This window comes from Mesorhizobium sp. GbtcB19 (assembly GCF_019091085.1).
In the GTDB taxonomy this organism is placed as follows: Bacteria; Pseudomonadota; Alphaproteobacteria; order Rhizobiales; family Rhizobiaceae; genus Mesorhizobium.
The window spans coordinates 142,319-164,264 of sequence record NZ_JAGXJY010000009.1 but is presented as its reverse complement, the minus strand read 5'-3'; the positions used below and the strand labels follow the sequence as shown (position 1 = coordinate 164,264).

Here is a 21,946-nt window from a genome sequence, read left to right as displayed (position 1 = left end):
GCCGGCCGCCGCGCTCAGAGGGAGCGCCCGATCAGCAATTTCATGATCTCGTTGGTGCCGCCATAGATGCGCTGGACGCGGGCGTCGCGGTACATGCGGGCGATCGGATATTCATTCATGTAGCCATAGCCGCCATGCAGTTGAAGGCATTCGTCGACGACTTTGCCCTGCAGGTCGCTAAGCCAGTATTTGGCCATCGAGGCGGTCACCGGATCGAGGCCACCATCGATGTGGCGGGCGACGCAATCATTGTAGAAAACACGGCCGATCGTGGCCTCGGTCTTCAATTCGGCGAGCTTGAACTGGGTGTTCTGGAAATCGATGACTGCCTTGCCGAAGGCCTTGCGCTCCTTGACATAGTCGATGGTGATTGCCAGCGCCCGCTCGATCATGGCGATGGCGCCGGTACCGATCTGCAGCCGCTCCTGCGGCAGCTGCTGCATCAGCTGGACGAAGCCCTTGCCTTCCTCGTGGCCGAGCAGGTTGGAGGTCGGCACGCGCACGTCGTTGAAGAACAGCTCGGAGGTGTCGTTCGACTTCAGCCCTATCTTGTCGAGGTTGCGGCCGCGCTGAAAACCCTCGACCTCATCGGTCTCGACGACGATCAGCGAGGTACCCTTGGCGCCCTTGTCCGGATCGGTCTTGGTGACGACGATGATCAGATTGGCGAGCTGGCCGTTGGTGATGAAGGTTTTCGAGCCGCTGATCTTGTAATGGTTGCCGTCCTTCTCGGCGCGGGTCTTGACGCCTTGCAAGTCGGAACCGGCGCCGGGCTCGGTCATGGCGATGGCGCCGATCAGCTCGCCGGTCGCGAGCTTGGGCAGCCATTTCTGCTTCTGCTCCTCGGAGCCGTAATGGAGGATGTAGGGGGCGACGATCGAATTGTGCAGGCCGATGCCGAAGCCGTCGACGCCGACATGGCCGATCGCCTCGATGATGGCGCTCTCATGCGCGAAACTGCCGCCCGAGCCGCCGTATTTCTCCGGCATGGAGGCGCAGAGCAGGCCGGCCGCCCCGGCCTTCAGCCAGCTCTCGCGGTCGAACATCTCGTTCTTCTCGAACTCGTCGTAGCGCGGCGCGATCTCTTCGGCCATGAAGCGGGACGCCATGTCGTAAAGCATGCCGACCTCGTCCGCCGCCCAGGCGGGCTTCGGGAGACCAAGAATTTCGGCTGGATTTGTCGCCACGATTTTCCTCCGCGTTCCGACAATTGTGAGCCGGCTTTCCGGCCCGCCGAACCTAGAACGCTTCCGCCGGCAGCGCCATTAGCGTGTCCGCGCCACTGGAAATGCGGGCAAGGCGCGTCGCCGTCTCCGGCATGATGCGCTCCATGAAGAAGCGCGCCGTCACCAGCTTGGTGTCGTAGAAGGCCGAAGTCCCATTGGCGCCTTCCGCCAACTTCGCCTGCGCGGATTTCGCCATCTGCGCCCACATGTAGCCCAGCGCCACCAGGCCGAAGAGATGCATATAGTCGCTCGAGGCGGCACCTGCATTGTCGGGCTTGGCCATGGCGTTCTGCAGCAGCCACATGGTGGCCGCCTGCAGGTCGTTGAGGCCCTTCTTCAGCGCCTTGGTGAAGGGCGCCATCTTCTCATCAGTGCGGTTTTCCTCGCAGAACTCGCCGACCTCCTTGAAGAAAGCCTGCACGGCGCGGCCACCATTCTGCGCCAGCTTGCGGCCGACGAGGTCGAGCGCCTGGATGCCGTTGGCGCCTTCATAGATCATGGCGATGCGGGCGTCGCGCACGAACTGGCTCATGCCGTGCTCTTCGATATAGCCATGGCCGCCGAACACCTGCTGCGCCATCACCGCGTGATCGAAACCCTTGTCGGTGAGCACGCCCTTGACCACCGGCGTCATCAGGCCGGTGTAGTCGTCGGCCGCCTGGCGGTCCTTGTCGTCGCCGGAGCGATGCGCGACGTCGGACTTGATCGCCGTCCACAGCGCCAGGGCGCGGCCGGCCTCGTTGAAGGCCTTCATGGTCATCAGCGAGCGGCGGATGTCGGGATGGACGATGATCGGATCGGCCTTCTTGTCCGGCGCCTTGGCGCCCGACAGCGAGCGGCCCTGCAGGCGGTCCTTGGCATAGGAAACGGCGTTCTGGTAGGCGATCTCAGAGACCGAGAGCCCCTGCAGGCCGACGCCGAGGCGGGCTTCGTTCATCATCGTGAACATGGCCTTCAGCCCGCCGTTCAATTCACCGAGCAGCGTGCCCTCCGCCTCGTCATAATTCATGACGCAGGTCGAGTTGCCGTGGATGCCCATCTTCTCCTCGATCGAGCCGCAAGAGAGCGTGTTCTTCTCGCCGGGATTGCCCGAGGCGTCGAGCTTGAACTTCGGCACGATGAAGAGGGAAATGCCCTTCACGCCCTCCGGCGCGCCCTCGGCGCGGGCCAGTACCAGATGGACGATGTTGTCCGACATGTCGTGCTCGCCGGCGGAGATGAATATCTTCTGGCCGGAGATCCGGTAGGTGCCGTTGCCGTTGGGAACCGCCTTGGTGCGCAGCAGGCCGAGATCGGTGCCGCAATGCGGCTCGGTGAGGTTCATCGTGCCGGTCCAGACGCCCTCGATCAGCCTGGGCAGCCAGGTCGCCTTCTGCTCGCCGCTGCCATGGGTGACGATGGCCGCGATCGCGCCCTGCGTCAGGCCGGGATACATCATCAGCGCCATGTTGGCGGAGATCATATATTCGGAGACTGCGGTATGGACCGCGTAGGGCAGGCCCTGGCCGCCGAACTCGGCGGGGGCGGCGAGCCCCATCCAGCCGCCTTCGCGATACTGGTCATAGGCGTCCTTGAAACCTTTCGGCGTCGTCACCGACCCATCGTCATGGCGCACGCAGCCTTCCATGTCGCCGACGCGGTTCAGCGGATGCATGACGTTCTCGGCAAGCTTGGCGCCCTCGGCCAGGATCGCCTCGAGCACGTCGGGCGTCGCGTCCGAGAAGCCCGGAAGATTGGAGTAGCGCTGATAGCCCAGCACATCGTTGAGCACGAACAGCGTGTCCTGGATCGGCGCCCTGTAGGTCGTCATGCCTTCCTCCACCCTTATGGTCGGCCGGCCAGCAAGTTTGTCTGTCCACATCCTGAACAGGGCGCCGGGCCAATGTCGATGCCCCGATAGCAAATATTGACGTTTGCGTAAACGTCAACTTCGTCGCAGCCAAAAATTTTTGTGAGCGGTCAGGTATTGTGGCGACAAAAAAGCCGCGCGGCTATAGCCACGCGGCTCTTCATTTCTGGGGCTATTGCAGTTGAACGCGGGCGCTCAGCCAGCGGCGCTGGCCTGCGGCGCCGCCGTGCGTTCGCTGAGCATCTGGCGCACGGCCGTCATCGAGTTGCTCAACTCGCCGATCGCGTCGTCGATCAGCGTCCGCTGCTTCTGCAGGCGGGCGAGTTGCTTCTCCGACTTGTCGAGCGCCAGCCGAAGCTGCTTGGTGTTGGTGCCGGTCGGATCGTAGAGATCCATCATCTGCTTGACGTCGCGCAGCGAGAACCCGACCTTGCGGCCGAGCAGAATCAGCTTCAGCCGGGCCTTGTCGCGGCGCGTGTAGAGACGCGTCGAGCCGTCGCGATGCGGATTGAGCAGGCCCTTGTCTTCATAGAAACGCAGCGTGCGCAGGGTCACGCCGTATTTCTTGGCCATCTCGCCGATGCGGACGAAGTCCTCGCCTGCTTCAGCTGGAATGTCATTGGTATTGGCCGCGGCCTCGCCGGGCGAAACAAGTTTCATGGTCACTGGCTTTCCCCTGATGGCGTCGCGGTCGCGGACCAAGCGTCGCCTGAGTGGAAGCGGGGGCGTGCTTCCAATCGTGGTTTCAACAACAAATCAATCGCAAGAGGCACGGCTTCGCACCTTTTACGTTTACGTAAATCCTATATCGACAGCCGCAGGGTGACGCAAGGGCGTTGTCGAAGCGGACCTTTATGCCGCACCCGAAAGGCGGCTCACGATTTATGCGCGGCTTCTTAAGCTTGGTTAACGCCTTGTTTACCACGTTGGGCGAAATGTGCGCATGTCGGTCACCCGTGTTTATCCTGTAGCGAATTTCTCACGGTTTTTCGAAGCGCGGGTGAAAACCCGGGAAGTCCGTCTTCCTCCGCAGCAAAACCGCTCGGCTCGCTTCGTTCCCGGCAGGCTACTGGGAAACCGGCCTCTGGCCGGCCATTCTGAACACGGGCGCATCGATGAACAGCAAGCGGTCCTATCTCGATACACTCAATGCCGGCAGGCAGCGCCGGCCGCATGCTTCGCTCGAAGAACTGAACCGCTCGCTCGAAACGCTGGAGCAGCGGCTGGACCGCACGCGCGCCGACATGCCCGATCGCCCGGACTTGCGGCGGCCGACCGCCGAGCCACGTTATCCGAGCACCCAGCCTTACGGCCAGGCACCGCGCTGGTATGAAGATCCCTATTCCACGCAGAGACCTCAGGAGCGGGCGCTGCAAAACCCGGCACCGCAGAATTTTGGTCCGCAGAATCCGCGGCCGCAAAATCATCCCCCGCAGAACCCGGCGCCCGCCGCGCCAGCGTTCGGCCAGAGCTATCAGGCGATCGCGCGCGACATCGACCGGGTGCGCGGCCAGGAAGACAGCGTCGCCATGGTCGGCAAGATCGCGGTCGAGCTGCGCGGACTGCGCGAGGAACTGCGACACCAGATGACCGCCGGCCTGCAACGCGAATTCGAAGCGTTCCGCCAGGACATCGACCGCGCCATGCAGGCCAACAGCCAGCGCGGCGCGAACGGCATGCCGGACAAGAGCAGCGCCGAGCTCGGCCTCGAATTCGAGCGGCTTTCAGGCGCCATCCAGACGCTCGCCGAAAAGAGCGACGACCGCAGCGTCAACCTGCTGCGGCTGGAACTGGAGCAGGTGAAGGGCGCGCTGGACACGCTGGCGCGCGAGGAAAGCGTCCAGAAGGTCGACCGCCGCTGGGACGATTTCGATCGCCGCTGGAGCGCCTTCGAGGACCGCGTCGACGCCGATCAGCGCAAGCGCGCCGAAGGCCCGAGCCTTTCGGTACTGACCGACCGGCTCGAACAGATCAGCAGCGCCGTCAACAGCCTGCCGGAATCGCTTTCGCTGCGCTCGCTGGAGGAAAAGGTGCGCACGCTTGCCGGCGCGGTCGACCGTTTTGCCGGTCAGCAGACCGCGCGCGGCGGCGAGACGCTCGCCATGATCGACGAGCGGCTGGACGAGATTTCGCGCGCCATCGTCGCCTCGACCGTGGCCGCGCAGGCCAATGCCTTCGACCCCGAGACCTTCGGCCGGATCGAGAAGCGCATGGCCTCCCTGGCGATGCAGATCGAAGAGGTCGCGCAGTCGCGGCCGGGAGCGGAGGTGCTCGACCGCCTCAGCCTCCTGTCCAGCCGTGTGGATCAGCTGGCCGGCCGCGCCGACCTGCCGGAACAGGCCATGGAGCGGCTCGGCAAGCAGATCGCCTTGATCACCGACAAGATGGACCGCGCGCCGGCCATGCCCGACACCGACCATATCTTCCAGGGCCTGGAGCAGCGTTTCGACGCGCTGTCCATGCTGCTCGAGCGGCGGCAGGGCGACGCGATCGAACAAGGCAATGTCCTGTTCCGCGATCTCGAACGGCGGCTGGACGAGGTCGCCGACAGGCTCGACCAGCGCATGCGTCGGGACGACGGCGCCGGCATCATGGAAGCGATCGACGCCCGCTTCACCGCGCTTGCCCAGCACATCGAGACGCGCCAGCCGGATCCCGCCAACGAAAGGGCGATCCGTGGCCTGGAGAGCCGCCTCGAAGACATCTCCAGCCGGCTGGAATCGTCCGCGCAGCAGGTCGCCGGCATCGATCCGGCACTGATCCGCAGCCTGGAGGCGCAGGTCGCCGGCCTGTCGGCGCATCTTTCCAAGCCCGGCACGCCGCTGCCCGAATTCGAGGACATCAGCCCGCGGCTCAACGAGATCGAGAAGTCGCTGGCCGGCACGCGCGATTCCATCCTGAGCGTGGCGCGCGAGGCGGCCGAGAGCGCCGTCAAGTCGCTTGCCGATTCGACGTCCAGCACGGCCCAGACCAACGCGACCGCCGTCGCCGGCCTCGCCCAGGACCTGAAGACGCTGGAATCGCTCACCCGCCGCTCGGACGAGCGCAACTCGCGCACATTCGAGGCGATCCACGACACGCTGCTCAAGATCGTCGACCGGCTGGGTTCGCTTGAATCGAGCGAGACCAGCGAAGCGGTTTCCGAACTGGTCGATCCGCAGCCGGTCGGCAAGCGCGGCGGCCGCGGCGGCAAGATCGCAGTGCAGGACGCGCCTTCGATGGACATCGACCAGCCGCTGCCGCTTACCGGCGACATGGCCGATCTGGAAGGCCGCGCCGCGGCCATCATGCGCAGCGAGCCAGCCTCGGCACGCACGCCCGCCGAAGCGGCGGCCGCGGCAGCCATGGCGGCGCTCGGACCGGACGTAGCCCGCGACAAGGGCGAAACGGCCGGGCGCAAGAAATCGATGTTCAGCGGCCTGACGCGCGCCTTCAAAGGCAAGAAGGATGCGGACACGCCGCCGCTTGCCGGCTCGGGGCCAGTCGCCGACGTGCCAAGCGTCGACATAGACGAGCCGCTCGACCCCAAGGCCGCCAACCGGCCGCTGGAACCCGGTTCCGGCGCGCCGGACCTCAACGCGATCATGAAGCGCGTGCGCGACGAGCGCGGCGGCCCGCCGCTCAAGCGCAGCGAAAGCGACGCCGCAAAATCCGATTTCATCGCGGCGGCCCGCCGCGCTGCCCAGGCGGCGGCGGCGGAGGCCGACACGCTGAAGCGGCAATCGACCATGACCGGCCCGGTGAAGGCGCTGAGGATCGGCGATCTGCTCAAGGCGCGGCGCAAGCCGATCCTGATGGCGGCGGCCGCGATCATGCTGGCGCTGGCCGGCCTGCAGTTGGGCAAGGCGTTCTTGTCCGATCCGGTCGAAGTGGCGAACAACCAACCCGCCCCGCTCGTCTCGACGCAGACGGTCGACACGGCTTCGCTCAACACAACCGCCGCTCCGCAAGACAGCACGCAGAAGACCGACACACCGAAGGCCGATGCCGGGGCAGCACAGGCCGAAAGCGCGCCTGCCCGCCCCGTCAGGCCGGCGGAGCCCGTCCAGGAGACGGCACCGGCCGCGTCTGTCCCCGCAAGTCCCGAAAGTGCGGCTGCCATGCCGGCCGAACCGGCGCCCGCGCCGGTGGCGCTTGCAACGCCCGCTCAACCGGCGCCGACGCCGATGGCTTCCGCGATGCCGTCCGAACCCGCGGCTGCAACTGCGACGGACACGGACGGCGACACGCAGCCGGCGGCCAAGGAACCCGTGGCCGCCAGTCCGGCTGCCAACGGCGCCGCGGCCAGCGCACCGGCGGCCACCTCAGCCGATACGACAGGCGCGGTGCCGCCGGCGAATAGCCCGACGGCCGCAGCCAAATTCGACATTCCGACCGAAATCGGTCCGGTGGCACTGCACGACGCAGCCGCCGGCGGCGACGCCAAGGCGCTGTTCGAGGTCGGCTCGCGCTACGCGGAATCGCGCGGCGTCAAGGAAGACATGAAGGCTGCCGCCAAGTGGTATGAGCAGTCGGCCGAGCTCGGCTTCGCGCCGGCCGAATACCGCATCGGCAATTTCTACGAAAAAGGCATCGGCGTCGCGCGCGACATCAAGAAGGCCAAGACCTATTACCAGCTCGCCGCCGAACAGGGTAACGCCAGCGCCATGCACAATCTGGCGGTGCTGTTCGCCATGGCGGCGGACGGCGTGACCGACAATGAATCGGCGACGCACTGGTTCCAGGAAGCCGCCGACCTTGGCGTCAAGGACAGCCAGTTCAACCTCGGCATCATGGCCGCCAAGGGCGTCGGCATGAAGCAGAACCTGGAAGAATCCTACAAGTGGTTCGCGCTGGTCGCCAAGATCGGCGACAAGGACGCCGCCGGCAAGCGCGACGAGATCGCCAATGCGCTGCGGCCCGAACAGCTCGAGCGGGCGCGCGCCGCCACGGAACTGTGGAAGGCCAAGCCGCTCAACGCGGCCGCCAACTCGGCCGACGTTCCGGAGTCCTGGCAGGACAGCGCGCCGCAGACCACCGCCGGCATCGACATGAAGAAGGCGGTCAAGAACATCCAGCTGATCCTCAACAAGAACGGCTATGACGCGGGCAGCGCCGACGGCGTGATGGGCGGCAAGACCAAGACGGCCATCATGGCCTTCCAGACCGACAACAAGATGAAGCCCACCGGCGAGGTCGATGCGCCGCTCGTCAAGGCGCTGCTTGCGAAGAAATAACGGCAGACGCGTCGCATACGCGACGCCCTGCCACACATTTGCCTGTTAACTGATTGAGATGGTTTTTGTTTCGGCGCGGCGGCGGGGTTTGGCCCCGCCGCCGCGCCGGCGCAATAAAAAATTGGCTTTTCGGTGCTTATTGTCCGGGGACGGCACTATGCGCCGACAGGCAAACTGATCGAGACAGACGGGTGGGCATCTATCTCCCGATCGCGGAAATTTCCGTCAATGTCTTCGTGCTGCTGGCGATGGGCGCGGCGGTGGGCTTCCTGTCGGGTATGTTCGGGGTCGGCGGCGGCTTCCTGATCACGCCGCTGTTGATCTTCTACAACATCCCGCCGGCGATCGCGGTCGCGACCGGCGCCAACCAGGTCATCGCCTCGTCCTTCTCGGGGGCGCTTTCTCACTTCAAGCGCGGCACGCTCGACTTCAAGCTCGGCGGGGTGCTTCTGGCCGGCGGCATCGTCGGCTCGACGGCCGGCATCTACGTGTTTGCCCTGCTGCGCCGGGTCGGCCAGCTCGATCTCTTCATCTCGCTGCTTTACGTCGTGCTGCTCGGCACGGTCGGCGGGCTGATGCTGGTCGAAAGCGTCAACGCGCTGCGCGCCTCGCGCAGCGGCGCGGCGCCCGTGCTCAAGAAATCCGGCCAGCACAACTGGATCCACAGGCTGCCGTTCAAGATGCGCTTCCGCGCCTCCAAGCTGTTCGTCAGCGTCATCCCGGTGCTCGGCCTCGGCGCGGGTATCGGCTTCCTGTCGTCGATCATGGGCGTCGGCGGCGGCTTCATCATGGTGCCGGCGCTGATCTACCTGCTCAAGGTGCCGACCAATGTCGTTATCGGCACCTCGCTGTTCCAGATCATCTTCACCTCGGCCTATACCACCCTGGTGCACGCCACGACCAACCAGACGGTCGACGTGATCCTGGCCTTCCTGCTGATGGCCGGCGGCGTCGCCGGCGCGCAATATGGCGCCAAGGCCGGGCAGAAGCTGCGCGGCGAACAGTTGCGGGCGCTGTTGGCGATGCTGGTGCTGGCTGTCGCCATCCGCCTTGCCGTCGATCTCTTCGTGACGCCGCCCAATCTCTATTCGCTTTCCGCCGCGGGCCTCAACTGATGGCGGCACAACGAGCATTTGCAGCCGCCGTCTCGTTGTCGATGCTCTTTGCCCTTTCGCCGGCAACGGCACAGACGCCGCCTGCCGAAAGCATCCAGATCGGCCTGTCGACCGATGCCATTTCCATCACCGCGGGTTTCTCCGGCGCCGATCTGACGATTTTCGGATCGCTGGAAAATCCGGATCCGCTGGTCGCGCGCCAAGGACGCTACGACGTGATCGTCGTGCTCGAAGGTCCGCCGCGGCCGGTCGTGGTCCGGCGCAAGGACCGCGTGCTCGGCGTCTGGATCAACCTGGACTCGGAGACGTTCGAGAACGTGCCGGTCTCCTACTCCGTCGCCACGACGCGGCCGCTGCAGGACATCGCCGAGCCCGCCAAATACAAGCAGCTCTCGCTCGGCGCGCAGAACCTCTATATGAAGCCCGCCGACGAGACCGACAGCCCGGCAACCATCGAGGAGTTCACGACAGCGCTTCGCGAACGCAAGGCGGCGACCGGCCTCTACAGCGAGAATGTCGGGGGCGTGCAGTTCCTGTCGCAGAACCTGTTTCGCGCCACGGTGCGGCTGGCGCCCAATGTTCCGGTGGGCACGCACAAGGCACGCGCCTTCCTGTTCAAGAGCGGCATGTTCGTCAAGGAAAGCTCGGCCCAGCTCGAAATCCGCAAATCCGGCTTCGAGCAGTCGATCTTCCGCGTCGCGCATGACTATTCCTTCCTCTACGGCGTGTTCGCCATATCGCTCGCCATGCTGACCGGCTGGCTGGGCCGCCTCATCTTCCGCAAGGATTGACTTTTTCTCGGGACGGAGGCTTCCCCTTCTCCCGCTTTTGCGATAAATCGCCGCCTCCCAGACCAAAGCACGTCGCGACGTGCTTTGGTCCTTTGTTTTGGTGCATGTCGTCCTCCCAAAACCGCTGCGCACTTTTGGGCGACATGCACTGGGACAAGCACACATTCAATTTCGATAGAGCGGTCCGGCCTTCCGGATGACGGCGCGCAATGCGTTGGCCTGCCGCTATGAACCGACGACAGGAGGCTGCGATGCAATCAGCATTCGGCGGCATCGATTTCGGCACGTCCAATTCCACGGTGGGCGTGATCCGCGACGGCCGTGCCCGACTGGTGGCGCTGGAAGGCGAGCAACCCACTCTGCCCAGCGCCGTGTTCTTCAATTTCGAGGATGGCTACACCTATTTCGGCCGCCGCGCGATCAGCGACTACACCGACAGCATCGAAGGGCGGCTGATGCGCTCGCTGAAGAGCGTGCTGGGCAGCACGCTCGCCAACGAGAAGACACGCATCAAGGCGCGCCAGATCGGCTTCATCGACATCGTCGGCATGTTCGTCGGCCATCTGAAGAAGCGGCTCGAAGAAGACACCGGCGGCCCGGTCGAGAACGTGGTGCTCGGCAGGCCGGTGCAATTCGTCGACGACGACGCGGCCGCCGATGCCAAGGCGCAGGGTGAATTGGAAAAGGCGGCGCGAGCGCAAGGCTTCAAGCACATCGCCTTCCAGTTCGAGCCGATCGCGGCGGCGCTCGATTACGAGCAGAACGTCACCCGCGAGGAGCTGGCGCTGATCGTCGACATGGGCGGCGGCACTTCCGACTTTTCGATCGTGCGCGTTTCTCCCGAACGTGCGCGTTCAAATGATCGCAAGGCCGACATCCTCGCCAATCGTGGCATCCATATCGGCGGCACCGATTTCGACCGGCTGCTCAGCATCGCCCATGTCATGCCGGAGCTCGGCTATCTGACACGAACCAAGGACCACAAGCGCAACCTGCCTGCGGCCTATTTCATCGATCTGTCGACCTGGCAGCGCATCAATCTCGTCTACACGGCCAAGGCGATGACGGATCTCAGGCAAATCCGCTATGAGGCCGAGCGCGCCGACCTCGTCGACCGCTTCATCCATGTCGTCGAGCATCGCTACGGCCATGCGATGGCGGGCCTGGTCGAAAGAGCCAAGATCGCGCTTACCGACCAGTCTTCGGCCGAAGTGAAGGTGTCCCTGCCCGGCGCGCGCTTCGCGGCGGAAATCACGCGCGCCGGCCTGGAAGAGACCATCCGTGGCGACATCGAACGCGTGACCGCGACAGTCAGACAGACGATCGCCGACGCCGGCATCGCCGCCTCGGCCATCACCGCCGTGTTCCTCACGGGCGGCTCGACCGCCATCCCGCTGGCGAAGCGGCAGATCCTGTCCCTGGTACCGCAAGCCGCCGTCATCGAAGGCGACATGTTCGGCTCGGTCGGTCTCGGGCTGGCGCTCGACGCGCAGCGCAAATACGCCTGACTGACGGAGATTGGCGAAGGTCGGAGGCCTCGGCCAATCGCGAACGTTGCGACTAGCATCCCGACAACGCAGTCCTGGCGTCGCTTAGCCGACCTTTCCACCAAGATGCGCCTTCAGCGCCATCTGGGCGAGGCTGGCCTGGCGGTCGCGGTGCGTGATCATGGCGAAGTCGCGCTTCGGCAGTTCGACCGGCACGGCCCGGAGGCTGCCTTCCGCCAGGGATCGCGCGACGACGAGCTCCGAGATGATCGTGGCGCCCGCGCCGGCCTCGACGGCCTGACGCACGGCCTCGTTGCTGGGTAGGACAAGGAAAATCTGCAGCTCGGCCGGCGGGACCCCCTGGCTGTGCGCGAAATCCTCCAGCGCCTCGCGCGTGCCCGACCCGCCTTCCCTGATGATCCAGCGCAAGGCCCTGATGTCGAGGCTTCCGGCTCGCGTCATCGGAATATCAGGATGCGAGCGCGCCACCACCAGCATCATGCGATCCTCGTCGACCGTGGCCCGACGCAAGATGTCGGACTCGGTGCGGCCCTCGACCAGCCCGAAATCGGCGCGGCCGTCCAGCACGTTGGTCTCGACCTGCCTGGTGTTGCCGATCGTGACGCTGAGCTTCACGGCGGGATAGGCTTCATGGAAGGTAGCGAGGCGACGCGGCAGCCAGTAGCTGGCGATGGTCTGGCTGGCCGCGATCGACAGGCTGCCGGCGACGGTCTGCGAGACATCCTCCAGGACGCCGCGGGCGGCTGCGGCGCGGTCCAGAACCGCCTTCGCCTCCGGCAGGAAGCGATGGCCGGTCTGGGCCAGTTCGATGTTTCGGCCGACCCGGTTGAACAGCCGCACGCCATGCTGGCTTTCGAGCGCGCGGATGGCGGCCGAGGCAGCCGACTGCGAGATGCCGAGCCGCTCGGCGGCCTTGGTCATATGGCCATGTTCGGCGACGGCGACGAAGATGCGCAACTGGTCGAGGGTCATGGCTTAACTAAGAAGCAAAATCGATCGGAATTACAAGAGCTGCTTGTTAGACGGATCAATTGCTTTGTTCTAAGTTTTTGCCGGAAGTTGGAAAAAATTGGCCGTCATACGCCAAGAGTTGGAAATGGTGGGGCGCTTCAAATCCCTGTTCGCGCATTGGAGCCGCCGGCTGAAGCGGCAGCTTGCCGGCGAGCGCTATCATCCTGAACTCCACTACATGCGCGGCCCCGGACCCAAGACGAAGGCCAAGATGGCGAACGGCAAGAGCGTTCGCGAATCATGAGCAAAACCGCGCCGCGCGGCGCCAATTCCGCACCCTCGCAGCGGCCGCTGGCTGACAGCCGAGCGCCGAACGAAGGCGACGGCGTCGAGACCTCGCCTGATGTCTCCGACCGCATCGCCAAGACCACCTGCTATATGTGCGCCTGCCGCTGCGGCATCGACGTCCATATCAAGGACGGCAAGGTCCGCTACATCAACGGCAACAAGGACCATCCGGTGAACCGCGGCGTGATCTGCGGCAAGGGCAGCTCCGGCATCATGCAACATTACAGTCCGGCGCGGCTCAAGAAACCGCTGCTGAGGACCGGTCCGCGCGGCTCGGGCGAGTTCCGCGAGATCGAGTGGGACGAAGCGCTGAGCATCGCCACCGACAGGCTGTCGGCGATCCGCCGCACCGATCCGAGAAAACTCGCCTTCTTCACCGGGCGCGATCAGTCGCAATCGCTGACCGGCTGGTGGGCGTCGAAATTCGGAACGCCGAACTTCGCCGCGCATGGCGGCTTCTGCTCGGTCAACATGGCGGCGGGCGGGCTCTACACGATCGGCGGCTCGTTCTGGGAGTTCGGCGAGCCCGACTGGGACAACACGAAATACTTCATGCTGTTCGGCGTCGCCGAGGACCATGATTCCAACCCGATCAAGATCGGCCTCGGCAAGCTCAAAGCGCGCGGCGCCAAGGTTCTCTCGATCAATCCCTGCCGCACCGGCTACAATGCGATCGCCGACGACTGGATCGGCATCAGGCCAGGCACGGATGGCCTGTTCGTGCTGGCGCTGGTCCATGAATTGCTCAAGGCCGGCCGCGTCGATCTCGATTATCTTCTGCGCTACACCAACGCGCCGGTGCTGGTCGTGCAAGAACCAGGGTCCGCCGATGACGGGTTGTTCGTCCGCGACGCCGACGGCAACCCACTTGCCTGGGACAGAATAGCCAAGCAGCCGGCCAACGCAGCCGCCCCCGAAGCAAAGCCGGCGCTGACCGGCAGCTATGATGTGGGCGGACGGCGCTGCGTGCCGGTGTTCCAGCTCATGGCCGACCGCTATCTGGGCGAGAGCTACTCGCCGGATGCCGTGGCGGAGCGCTGCGGTGTCGACGCAGACACGATCCGCCGGATCGCGGCGGAGCTGGCGCATGTCGCCTTCGAACAGACCATCGAGCTGCCCGTCGCCTGGACCGACTGGGCCGGACGTCGGCATGAGACGATCAAGGGCCGGCCTGTCTCGATGCATGCCATGCGCGGCATCTCTGCCCATTCCAACGGTTTCCACACCTGCCGCGCCATCCATCTCTTGCAGGTGCTGCTCGGCACTGTGGATGTGCCCGGCGGCTTCCGATTCAAGCCGCCCTATCCGCGCCCGGCGCCGCCGGGGCCGAAACCATGCGGAAAAAACACCCAGCCGATGACGCCGCTGGACGGCATGCCGCTCGGCTTCGTGTGCGGGCCGGACGATCTGCTGGTCGACGAGGCCGGCCGGCCTACCCGCATCGACAAGGCCTATTCCTGGGAAGCGCCCCTGGCCGCGCACGGGCTGATGCATACGGTCATCCGCAACGCGTGGGCCGGCGATCCTTATCCGATCGACACGCTGATGATGTACATGTCGAACATGGCGTGGAACTCCTCGATGAACACCGTCGAGGCGATTCATATGCTGACCGACAGGGACGAGGCGGGCGCCTACAAAATCCCGTTCATCATCTATTCCGATGCCTATTATTCCGAGACGGTGGCGTTTGCCGACCTGGTGCTGCCCGACACCACCTATCTCGAGCGGCATGACTGCATCAGCCTGCTCGACCGGCCGATCAGCCATGCCGACGGGCCGGGCGATGCGATCCGCCATCCGGTGGTGCAGCCGGACCGCGACGTGCGGCCGTTCCAGTCGGTGCTGATCGAGCTCGGCGCGCGGCTCGGCCTGCCTTGCTTCGTCAACGAGGACGGCTCGGCGAAATATCGCGACTATGCCGACTATATTGTCAACCACGAGCGCACGCCCGGCATCGGCCCGCTCGCCGGCTGGCGCGGCAAGGATGGCAGCTCGATCGGCAAGGGCGACGTCAACCCCGACCAGCTGCAGCGCTACATCGACAATGGCGGCTTCTGGCACCACGATTTTTCCGACGACCAGCGTTATTACAAGATGGGCAACCGCGCCTATCTCGACTTCGCCGTGCAGATGGGTTTCATCGCCAAGGCCGAGCCTATCGTCTTCCAGCTCTATTCGGAGCCGATGCAGCGTTTTCGGCTCGCCGCGCGCGGGCACGGCAAGGTGCAGCCGCCGGAGGCCGAGCGCGGCCGCATCGAAGCCTATATGGACCCGCTGCCCTTCTGGTACGCGCCCTTCGAGGAGGACACCGTCGACCTGCAAAGATACCCGCTGCATGCGCTGACGCAGCGGCCGATGCACATGTACCATTCCTGGGGATCGCAGAATGCGTGGCTGAGGCAGATCACCAGCCAGAACCGGCTGTTCGTGCACCGCCAGACGGCCGCCGGACTTGGCCTTGCCGACGATGACTGGGTGTGGATCGAAAGCATCAACGGCCGGGTGAAGGGTCAGATCAAAATCATCGACGGCGTCAACCCGGACACGGTGTGGACCTGGAACGCGATCGGCAAGCGGCGCGGCAGTTGGGGCCTGAAGGACGATGCGGCCGAGAGCAATCGCGGCTTCCTACTCAACCACATCATCGGCGATCAGACCGCGGCCGACGCCAACGGCAAGCGCTATTCGAATTCCGATCCGGTCACGGGACAGGCGGCGTGGTTCGACGTGCGCGTGCGGATCGTCAAATGCGCGACGGACGAAGCCGGCTTCACCGAGCCGCAATTCGAGCGCTTTGCACAGCCGCCGCATATGGAGGCGTCGCCGGACATATTGCGCTTCGGCGCATGGTTTCGCATGAAGAGGGAAGCCGCCGAATGACCTGCCTTCCCTCGCATACGGACAAGAAGCTTGGCCTTGTCATCGACCTCGACACCTGCGTCGGCTGCCAGGCCTGCGTCACCGCCTGCAAGGAGTGGAACACGGGCGGCCACATGGCGCCGCTGACCGACATCGATCCGTATGGCGGGCATATCGACGGCGTGTGGTTCAACCGCGTGCACAGCTATGAACACACGACCGAACAAGGCGGACGAACGGTCAACTTCCCGCGCTCCTGCCTGCATTGCGAGCAGCCGGCCTGCGTCACCGTCTGCCCGACCGGCGCCTCCTACAAACGCGCCTCGGACGGCATCGTGCTGGTCGATGAGGATAAATGCATCGGCTGCAAATTGTGCAGCTGGGCCTGCCCTTACGGCGCGCGCGAGTTCGACACAGATGTCGGCGTCATGAAGAAATGCACGCTTTGCGTCGACCGCATCTACAACGACAATCTGGCCGAGGAGGATCGCGTGCCAGCCTGCGTAGCGGCCTGCCCGACCAGCGCCCGGCATTTCGGCGATCTCGGCGATCCGGCCTCGGCGATTTCGCAACTGGTCGAGGAGCGGGGCGGCGTCGCGCTGATGCCGGAGCTCGGCTACAAGCCGACCAATCGGTATCTGCCGCCGCGTGCCCGCAGCGAACGGGCGGTCAAGGTCGACGCGCCGGCGCTGGAGCCGATCAAGGCCGAGGGCGGTTTCCTCGGCTGGATCGACCGCATGCTTTCGAACTGATCATGCATCCCGCTTTCTCGGTCGTCTTCTTCACCACCGCCACCGGCGCCGGTTACGGCCTGCTGGCGCTGCTCGGTGTGCTTGGCGGGTTGGGGTTCATTCCCGCCGATTTCTGGCTTGGCCTTGTCGGCATGGCGCTGGCTCTCGGTTTGATCGTCGCCGGGTTGTTGTCCTCGACCGGCCATCTCGGTCGCCCGGAGCGCGCCTGGCGGGCCTTCTCGCAATGGCGCAGCTCGTGGCTGTCGCGTGAAGGCGTGGCGTCGGTCGCGACCTTCATTCCGACTGCATTGTTCGGCATCGGCTGGGTTCTCCTCGGCCGCAGCGGCGGCTGGGTCGCGGCCGCCGGCCTGCTAGCGGCGGTGGGTGCGGCGACGACTGTCTGCACGACCGGCATGATCTACGCCTCGCTGAAGCCGATCGCCCAATGGCACAGCCCATACACGCTCCCCGCCTATCTGATCTTCGCAGGCATGACCGGGAGCGTGCTGGCGAATGCCTTGCTGCAAGGCTTCAACGTTGGCTCGAACGCGATGCTAGCCTTCGCGCTGCTCGCCACGCTTGCAGGCTGGGGCTGGAAGCTTGCGACCTGGCGATACAATGACCGGTTGGAGATCCCGACCACCGCCAACACAGCGACGGGCCTCACCGGCGGCACCGTGCGTTCGATCGAATGGCCGCATACGGAGGAAAACTACCTGCTCAAGGAGATGGGGTTCCGCATCGCGCGCAAGCATAGCGCGAAGCTGCGGCGGATCACACAGGCGCTGGCATTCGCCGTGCCGGCTGTCCTGCTGGCCGGCGTCTTCATCACGCCTTGGTCGTTCGCGGCGATTGCCTCGGCGCTTGCAGCTATTTGTCAGCTCGCCGGCATGCTGGTCGAGCGCTGGCTGTTCTTCGCCGAGGCGAAGCACACAGTCACGCTCTATTACGGCAGGCAGTAAGGTTCAGCCCGGCCGCAACATCGAGCCGGAGATGGCAAAGATGCGATCGGCGCCCAGCATATAGGCAACAAGCGTTTCCAACCGGAACAGGCCGGCATAGGCACGGTCGAGCACGTTGAGCGAGCCGGTATAGGCGCCGAAAGCCGGCATGATCATGCGGCCGCCGTCGGCGGCGAAGCAGCGCCGCCGGACCGAGCGGCCGCGCTGGACGATGCGAGCGCAAGGGTGCAGATGGCCCGATATCTCGCCCTCTATCCGTGTCTTCGAGGGCTCGTGCCGGAACAGCAGCGAGCCGACGGCAAGTTCCCGCACCGTCTCGCCAGGCAGATCGGCGGGCGCGTCGGGATCGTGGTTGCCGGCGACCCAGAACCAATCGCGGCCGGCCATCATCGCCTCCAGCCGCTCACGGAAACTCGAATGCATGCGCTCGGCGCCGCCGCCGTCATGGAAGGAGTCGCCCAGGCTGACGACGATGCGCGGCTGATAATCGGCGATCACCGCCTGCAGCCGCAGCAAGGTCGCGCCGGTGTCGTAAGGCGGGATCAGCGCACCGCGCTTGGCGAAGGACGAACCCTTTTCGAGATGCAGGTCGGAGACCGCGAGCAGGCGCAGGTCGGGGAAATAGAGCACGCCGCGCCGGTCGCAGACAGCACGCTCGCCGGCAATGCCGACAAGGTCGGCCTCAGCGATCAGCGTTGCGCGCGACAGCGAAAAATTCATCCCCTCCTGGCCTCTCAGTTCGTCACGTCCGGTCGCCCATGGCTTCCTCGACCAGATCGGCGGCTTCCATCAACAGCGTGTCGTTGGCGCCGCCATTGACCGATTCCTTGCCGATCTCCAGCATCACCGGCACCGCCAGCGGCGAGATCTGGTCGAGATGCTTATGCATGATTCGACCGCGCACACGCGAGAGCATCTCGCCAAGTCTGCTGACATCGAGCAAGCCGGCCGAGGCATCGGCGCGGGTTGCCTGCAGCAGGATATGGTCCGGCTCATGGCTGCGCAGCACGTCATAGATCAGGTCGGCCGAGACCGTCACCTGCCTGCCGCTCTTCTCCTGGCCCGGGAAACGCTTCTCGATCAATCCGGCGATGACGGCGCAAGTGCGAAAAGTGCGCTTCAGCATCCAGCTCTCGTTCAGCCAGTCCTCCAGATCGTCACCCAGCATGTCCTCGTCGAAGAGCTGGCCGAGCGACGGCTTCCTCGCCTTGAACAGCGCCGCCATATCGTCCAGCGCCCACACCGCCAGTGAATAGTCGGTGGCGACGAAGCCGAGTGGCCTCGCATGCGCGCGCTCCAGCCGGCGGGTCAAAAGCATGCCTAGCGTCTGGTGCGCCAGCCGGCCCTCGAAGGGATAGGCGACCATGTAATGGCGGTTGCCGCGCGGAAATGTCTCGACCAGGAGGTCGCCGCGCTTCGGCAGAACCGATTTCTCCTGCTGGATCCGAAGCCAGTCGGCCACCTGTTCGGGAAGGAGCTTCCAGCGATCGCTGTCGGCCAGCATGCCGCGCACCTGTTCGGCGAGATAGGTCGAGAGCGGAAACTTGCCGCCGGCATAGGACGGCACGATGATGTTGGCGCCGGCGCCGTTGGAGACGACGCACTCGTTCTCGCGAATACCCTCGAAGCGCAGCACCTTGCCGGCGAAGAGGAAATTGTCGCCGGGACGCAGCGTCTCGGCGAAATACTCCTCGATCTTGCCGAGCACCGGCCCGCCGCGGCCGGCCATACCGCGCCCTTGCCTGACATACCGGATGTTGAGTTCCGGCATCTCGACGATGGTGCCGACATTCAGCCTATATTGCTGCGCGACGCTCGGATGCGAGATGCGCCACAGCCCGTCCTTGTTGCGGCGGATGCGGGCATAGCGCTCGTAGTTCTTCAGCGCGTAGCCGCCGCTGGCGACGAAGTCGACGACACGGTCGAAGGTTTCGCGCTCCAGCGCGGCATAAGGGGCGGCACCGCGCACTTCCTCGAATAGGAGATCGGCGTCGAACGGCCCGCCGCAGGCGACGCCCAGCACGTGCTGCGACAGCACGTCGAGCGCGCCCTTGATCAAAGGCGGCGTGTCCTGCGCGCCAAGATAATTGGCGTCGAGGGCGGCGCGGCATTCCAACACCTCGAAGCGATTGGCGGGGATGAGGATCGCCTTCGACGGCTCGTCCATGCGGTGGTTGGCGCGGCCGATGCGCTGCGCCAGGCGGCTGGCGCCTTTCGGCGCGCCGACATGCACCACCAGGTCGACGTCGCCCCAGTCGATGCCGAGATCGAGCGTCGAGGTGGCGACGATGGCACGCAGCGCATTGTCGGCCATCGCCTTCTCGACTCGGCGGCGCTGACCGACATCGAGCGAGCCGTGATGCAAAGCGATCGGGAGCGAGTCTTCGTTGGCCCGCCACAGCTCCTGGAACAAAAGCTCCGCCTGGCTGCGGGTGTTGACGAAGAGCAGCGTGGTGCGGTGCTCCTTGATCGCCTCGTAGATTTCCGGGATGGCGTAGCGGGCCGAATGGCCAGACCACGGCACGCGCTCGCGCGAGTCGAGGATCGAGATGTCGGGCTTGGCGCCGCCGGCAACAGTGATCAGCCCAGCCATGTCGCCGGGCGGGTTCTGCGCAACCAGCCAGCGCCGCAACTCATCTGGCTCGGCGACCGTCGCCGACAGGCCTATGGTCTGCAGCCTGGGAATGAAGGCGCGCAGCCGCGCCAGGCCAAGCGCCAAAAGATGGCCGCGCTTCGAGGTGACCAATGAATGCAATTCGTCGAGTACGACATAGCGCAGATCCTCGAAGAAGCGTTTTGCGTCGTTCGAGGCGATCAGCAAGGCGAGTTGCTCGGGCGTGGTGAGCAGGATGTCGGGCGGCACAAGTTTCTGCCGTTGGCGCTTGTGCGATGGCGTGTCGCCGGTGCGGGTCTCGATGGTGACGGGGAGGCCGATCTCCTCGACCGGCTTGCCGAGATTGCGCTCGATGTCGACGGCCAGCGCTTTCAGCGGCGAGATGTAAAGCGTGTGGATGCCGCGATGCGCCTGGCCCGGCTTGCGCTTCGGCCGGTTGGCCAGCTCGGTGAGCGAGGGCAGGAAGCCGGCCAGCGTCTTGCCGGCGCCGGTCGGCGCGATCAGCAGCACCGATTGTCCGCTTTTAGCCTTCGCCAGCAGCTCGAGTTGGTGGACGCGGGGCGACCAGCCCTTTTCGCCGAACCATTTGACGAATGGCTCAGGCAGCAGGACGGCGGCATTCTGTTCGGCAAGGCGCGGCTGCTCGGTCACGCGCAAGAGGTAGCGCGGCGGCACGAAATCGCCAAGGAAAATCGGAACAAAAGGGGATCAAGGCGCCCTTTTCCTTCTCCCCTTGTGGGAGAAGGTGGATTGCCGCGAAGCTGCAAGACGGATGAGGGGCGGAGTGAGACGTCGGCTCTCCCTGGAGCACCCCTCATCCGTCGCCTTCGGCGACACCTTCTCCCACAAGGGGAGAAGGGGAAGCTGGCGCTACGGTCTCCTGAACCCCGTCGGCCCACCATAGAGATAGCCGATACGCTGGACCGCCTCTTTCAGCCCTTCGCGTGAGACCAGCATGGTGTGGCCGTTGGCGTGGATCATGTCTTTTGCGTCAGTCATGATCGCCACATGGCCTTTCCAGAAGACGAGGTCGCCGCGTTGAAGTCCTGAATAGTCCGGACCCGGCTCGATTGGCGTGCCGATCGATGCCGCCTGCATGTCGGAATCGCGCAGCACATCCTTGCCGGTCATGCGCATCGCCAGTTGCACAAGGCCGGAACAGTCGATGCCGAAGCCGGAGACGCCGCCCCACAGATAGGGCGTGCCGAGGAAGCTTTCGGCGACGGTGACATAGTCGTCGGCCAGTTCGGCGATCGGCCGCAAATGGCCGGCGATCATCGCCTGGCCGGATGGCAGCAACGCATAATGCGTGCCGCGCGTTTCGGCCGAGCCGGTCACCGCCACGGTCGAGCCCATCGACAGCTGCCCGCTTATCGGGAAGCGCAGATCCGGTCCGGGATAGAGGAAGGTGCGCGGCACGGAAACGATGTGCGTGGGCGCATGCTCGCGCGCGCCGACAAGATTGTCAGCCACATAGCCGACATAGCCGTCGCGCTCGGCCTGCACCCAGGCCCAGCCTTCCGTATCCTCGAAGACAAGGACGTCGTCGCCGAACAGCGCCTGCGTGTTCACGCCCGCATCGGGGCGCGGCGCCTTGCGCAGGTCGGCGACCGACGCCGTGATGCGCGCCGGACGGCCGGCGACGAAGCGCTCGGCAGTGACCTCGCCCTTCAGCCTTGCATCGGCAAGGTCGGAGCGGAAGGCATGAAGGCGGGCATCCCTGGCGGTCAAATCGATAATCCAGTCATCAGCAATGAGATCAGATGGCAGCAA

At 65.1% G+C, this 21,946-nt stretch carries 15 protein-coding genes; 8 read left to right on the top strand and 7 right to left on the bottom strand.

The window, feature by feature from the left end; translation table 11 throughout:
- Window positions 1–14: 14 nt before the first annotated feature.
- From KVT37_RS17485 to KVT37_RS17475, 3 genes are all read right to left on the bottom strand, one after another.
- Window positions 15–1,187: an acyl-CoA dehydrogenase family protein gene (locus KVT37_RS17485; protein ID WP_217575248.1), complete on the bottom strand. Its 1,173-nt coding sequence runs from the start codon at window positions 1,185–1,187 to the stop codon at window positions 15–17.
- Between the two features lie 52 nt (window positions 1,188–1,239).
- On the bottom strand, window positions 1,240–3,036 hold the full coding sequence (locus KVT37_RS17480; protein ID WP_217575246.1) for an acyl-CoA dehydrogenase: 1,797 nt from the start codon (window positions 3,034–3,036) through the stop codon (window positions 1,240–1,242).
- Window positions 3,037–3,270: 234 nt separating this feature from the next.
- Entirely contained in the window at window positions 3,271–3,735 is a 465-nt protein-coding gene (locus KVT37_RS17475; RefSeq protein WP_217575408.1) for a MerR family DNA-binding transcriptional regulator, read from the bottom strand.
- Between the two features lie 455 nt (window positions 3,736–4,190).
- Here KVT37_RS17475 and KVT37_RS17470 point away from each other — a divergent pair, with 455 nt between their 5' ends.
- The 4 genes from KVT37_RS17470 (at window position 4,191) to KVT37_RS17455 (ending at window position 11,705) form a co-directional block, all read left to right on the top strand.
- Window positions 4,191–8,291 (top strand): peptidoglycan-binding protein, encoded by a 4,101-nt coding sequence (locus KVT37_RS17470; protein ID WP_217575244.1) that lies wholly within the window; start codon window positions 4,191–4,193, stop codon window positions 8,289–8,291.
- A gap of 191 nt (window positions 8,292–8,482) precedes the next feature.
- Window positions 8,483–9,406: a sulfite exporter TauE/SafE family protein gene (locus KVT37_RS17465; RefSeq protein WP_217575242.1), complete on the top strand. Its 924-nt coding sequence runs from the start codon at window positions 8,483–8,485 to the stop codon at window positions 9,404–9,406.
- On the top strand, window positions 9,406–10,197 hold the full coding sequence (locus tag KVT37_RS17460; protein ID WP_217575240.1) for a TIGR02186 family protein: 792 nt from the start codon (window positions 9,406–9,408) through the stop codon (window positions 10,195–10,197). Before KVT37_RS17465 ends, KVT37_RS17460 begins: the two co-directional genes overlap by 1 nt.
- A 251-nt stretch (window positions 10,198–10,448) precedes the next feature.
- On the top strand, window positions 10,449–11,705 hold the full coding sequence (locus tag KVT37_RS17455; protein ID WP_217575238.1) for an Hsp70 family protein: 1,257 nt from the start codon (window positions 10,449–10,451) through the stop codon (window positions 11,703–11,705).
- A gap of 84 nt (window positions 11,706–11,789) precedes the next feature.
- On the opposite strand, the gene KVT37_RS17450 is transcribed toward KVT37_RS17455, so the two are convergent.
- On the bottom strand, window positions 11,790–12,677 hold the full coding sequence (locus KVT37_RS17450) for a LysR family transcriptional regulator (RefSeq protein ID WP_217575236.1): 888 nt from the start codon (window positions 12,675–12,677) through the stop codon (window positions 11,790–11,792).
- Window positions 12,678–12,801: 124 nt separating this feature from the next.
- Between KVT37_RS17450 and KVT37_RS17445 the strand changes: the two genes are divergently transcribed.
- Genes KVT37_RS17445 through KVT37_RS17430 form a run of 4 tightly spaced genes read left to right on the top strand, consistent with a single transcriptional unit; the run spans window position 12,802 to window position 17,559 of the window.
- Complete coding sequence (locus tag KVT37_RS17445) at window positions 12,802–12,960, top strand: hypothetical protein (RefSeq protein ID WP_217575234.1); 159 nt, start codon at window positions 12,802–12,804, stop codon at window positions 12,958–12,960.
- Window positions 12,957–15,887, top strand: coding sequence for a molybdopterin oxidoreductase family protein (locus KVT37_RS17440; RefSeq protein ID WP_217575232.1), 2,931 nt, complete (start codon window positions 12,957–12,959; stop codon window positions 15,885–15,887). The genes KVT37_RS17445 and KVT37_RS17440 overlap by 4 nt, the downstream gene beginning before the upstream one ends.
- Window positions 15,884–16,618, top strand: a complete 735-nt coding sequence (locus KVT37_RS17435) for a 4Fe-4S dicluster domain-containing protein (RefSeq protein WP_217575230.1) — start codon at window positions 15,884–15,886, stop codon at window positions 16,616–16,618. Before KVT37_RS17440 ends, KVT37_RS17435 begins: the two co-directional genes overlap by 4 nt.
- Window positions 16,619–16,620: 2 nt before the next feature.
- Window positions 16,621–17,559 (top strand): DmsC/YnfH family molybdoenzyme membrane anchor subunit, encoded by a 939-nt coding sequence (locus KVT37_RS17430; RefSeq protein WP_217575229.1) that lies wholly within the window; start codon window positions 16,621–16,623, stop codon window positions 17,557–17,559.
- A 3-nt stretch (window positions 17,560–17,562) separates the two neighbouring features.
- Here the strand turns inward: KVT37_RS17430 and pdeM are convergent, their stop codons facing one another.
- The 3 genes from pdeM to KVT37_RS17415 all read right to left on the bottom strand — a co-directional run bounded on the left by pdeM (window position 17,563) and on the right by KVT37_RS17415 (window position 21,904).
- Window positions 17,563–18,279: a ligase-associated DNA damage response endonuclease PdeM gene (gene pdeM / locus KVT37_RS17425; RefSeq protein ID WP_217575227.1), complete on the bottom strand. Its 717-nt coding sequence runs from the start codon at window positions 18,277–18,279 to the stop codon at window positions 17,563–17,565.
- A 22-nt stretch (window positions 18,280–18,301) separates the two neighbouring features.
- The gene (locus KVT37_RS17420) at window positions 18,302–20,824 is read right to left on the bottom strand and encodes a ligase-associated DNA damage response DEXH box helicase (protein ID WP_217575406.1); all 2,523 of its coding nucleotides are present in this window, start codon (window positions 20,822–20,824) and stop codon (window positions 18,302–18,304) included.
- A gap of 219 nt (window positions 20,825–21,043) precedes the next feature.
- Entirely contained in the window at window positions 21,044–21,904 is an 861-nt protein-coding gene (locus tag KVT37_RS17415; protein ID WP_217575225.1) for an NlpC/P60 family protein, read from the bottom strand.
- Window positions 21,905–21,946 lie beyond the last annotated feature (42 nt).

Bases quoted from the DNA above. Each gene is read 5' to 3' on its own strand.
- KVT37_RS17430 (WP_217575229.1), top strand. From the start codon at position 16,621: ATGCATCCCGCTTTCTCGGTCGTCTTCTTCACCACCGCCACCGGCGCC.
- KVT37_RS17445 (WP_217575234.1), top strand. From the start codon at position 12,802: ATGGTGGGGCGCTTCAAATCCCTGTTCGCGCATTGGAGCCGCCGGCTG.
- KVT37_RS17460 (WP_217575240.1), top strand. From the start codon at position 9,406: ATGGCGGCACAACGAGCATTTGCAGCCGCCGTCTCGTTGTCGATGCTC.
- KVT37_RS17480 (WP_217575246.1), bottom strand. From the start codon at position 3,036: ATGACGACCTACAGGGCGCCGATCCAGGACACGCTGTTCGTGCTCAAC.
- KVT37_RS17450 (WP_217575236.1), bottom strand. From the start codon at position 12,677: ATGACCCTCGACCAGTTGCGCATCTTCGTCGCCGTCGCCGAACATGGC.
- KVT37_RS17475 (WP_217575408.1), bottom strand. From the start codon at position 3,735: ATGAAACTTGTTTCGCCCGGCGAGGCCGCGGCCAATACCAATGACATT.
- pdeM (WP_217575227.1), bottom strand. From the start codon at position 18,279: ATGAATTTTTCGCTGTCGCGCGCAACGCTGATCGCTGAGGCCGACCTT.
- KVT37_RS17455 (WP_217575238.1), top strand. From the start codon at position 10,449: ATGCAATCAGCATTCGGCGGCATCGATTTCGGCACGTCCAATTCCACG.
- KVT37_RS17440 (WP_217575232.1), top strand. From the start codon at position 12,957: ATGAGCAAAACCGCGCCGCGCGGCGCCAATTCCGCACCCTCGCAGCGG.
- KVT37_RS17435 (WP_217575230.1), top strand. From the start codon at position 15,884: ATGACCTGCCTTCCCTCGCATACGGACAAGAAGCTTGGCCTTGTCATC.
- KVT37_RS17470 (WP_217575244.1), top strand. From the start codon at position 4,191: ATGAACAGCAAGCGGTCCTATCTCGATACACTCAATGCCGGCAGGCAG.